Origin of the sequence: Streptomyces sp. SM1, assembly GCF_002910825.1 — a bacterium.
Classification (GTDB): Bacteria; Actinomycetota; Actinomycetes; order Streptomycetales; family Streptomycetaceae; genus Streptomyces; species Streptomyces okerensis.
Map to the genome: position 1 here is coordinate 1 of NZ_NEUB01000055.1, position 1,335 is coordinate 1,335.

Sequence of the window (1,335 nt, forward strand, 5' to 3'; positions counted from 1 at the left end):
CCCCGAACGGACCGATGTCGGACTGCTTCATGATCCGCAACGCGTCCCCGGCGGGCTTGGCGCTGCCGAGTCCGTCCGCGGTGTCGGCGAGCCCGTCGAGATGCAGACCCCGGGTCAGGACGGCCGGTACGGCGACGGTCGCGACGGCGGCGAGCAGTGCGCCCGCACCGAGGAGCAGCAGGAGGAGGCCGGCCCCGGCCGCCAGGGCGCCGGCCACCAGGCCCACCGCCGGAGCGCACAGCATTCCGGCGCGCGCGGCCGGCCGGTCCCAGCGGGTGACCGTGACCGGGAGCGCGGTGAGCGTGCCGAAGGCGAAGCGGAGGCCGTCGGAGGCGGAGGCGGGGGCTTCGGCGGAGGGCTCGGGAGAGGGGGCGGGCACCGGCGCAGATTACCCGGAGCGCGCGGTGGGCGTCCGGGCACCCTCGACGGCTGTGGATAAAGTGCCCATATGGGACATTGGTGGGACCGGAACATTATCGAGCCGGGCAAGCTCCCGCTGCTCCTCGCGCTGGCCGCCTTCGTCCTCACCTTCCTGATCACCCGGGTCGTCACGCGTCTGATCCGGGCCGGCAAGGGGCCCTTCGGCAACGTCACGGCGGGGTCGGTGCACATCCACCACGTGGTGCCCGGCGTCGTCCTCACCGTGATCGGCGGGTTCGGCGCGGTGGCGAGCGGCCGGCACGGCTTCGGTCCGGCGCTCAGCGCGGTGATCTTCGGCATCGGGACGGGGCTGGTCCTCGACGAGTTCGCGCTCATCCTGCACCTCGACGACGTGTACTGGAGCGAGGCCGGACGCAAGAGCGTGGAGATGGTCGTCCTCACCGCCGCGCTGGTCGGGCTGCTGCTGGCCGGCTTCGTGCCGTTCGGCGTCAACGACCTCTCCGAGGAGGAACTCCAGAACCGCGCGGGGGCCGTCGTGAGCATCGGAGTGAACTTCCTCTTCGCCCTGATCGCGCTGAGCAAGGGCAAGGCGCGCACCGCCGTGGTCGGCGTGATCATTCCGGTGGTGGCGCTGATCGGGTCACTGCGGCTGGCCCGGCCGGGGTCGCTGTGGGCGCGGCGCTTCTACCGGCGGCGGCCCCGGGCGCGTGCGCGGGCGGTCCTGCGCGCCTACCACCACGACCGCAGGTGGGCCGGGCCCCGGCGCGCCTTCGGAGACTGGCTCGGCGGCAAACCGGACCCACCCCACCCCCTGGAACGCGGCTGAACCCGAAAAGAACGCGGGGACCCGCACGAGCAGCCACCCCCGGACCCATAGGGGCGCGGGGAACTGCGCGAGCAGCCACCCACCCACCCGCACGTCCGGGGTCAAAGGGGCAGGGCCCCTTGAGGACG

Annotated in this window: 2 protein-coding genes; one reads left to right on the forward strand and one right to left on the reverse strand. The window is 73.3% G+C overall.

Features of this window, described 5'->3' with window-relative positions; all coding sequences use genetic code 11:
* The coding region (locus tag B9S61_RS01250; protein WP_146064666.1) for an adenosylcobinamide-GDP ribazoletransferase at window positions 1-379 on the reverse strand (379 nt) is incomplete at its 3' end.
* Between the two features lie 69 nt (window positions 380-448).
* Between B9S61_RS01250 and B9S61_RS01255 the strand changes: the two genes are divergently transcribed.
* Window positions 449-1,207: a hypothetical protein gene (locus tag B9S61_RS01255; protein WP_103540518.1), complete on the forward strand. Its 759-nt coding sequence runs from the start codon at window positions 449-451 to the stop codon at window positions 1,205-1,207.
* Window positions 1,208-1,335 lie beyond the last annotated feature (128 nt).

Bases quoted from the DNA above. Each gene is read 5' to 3' on its own strand.
- B9S61_RS01255 (WP_103540518.1), top strand. From the start codon at position 449: ATGGGACATTGGTGGGACCGGAACATTATCGAGCCGGGCAAGCTCCCG.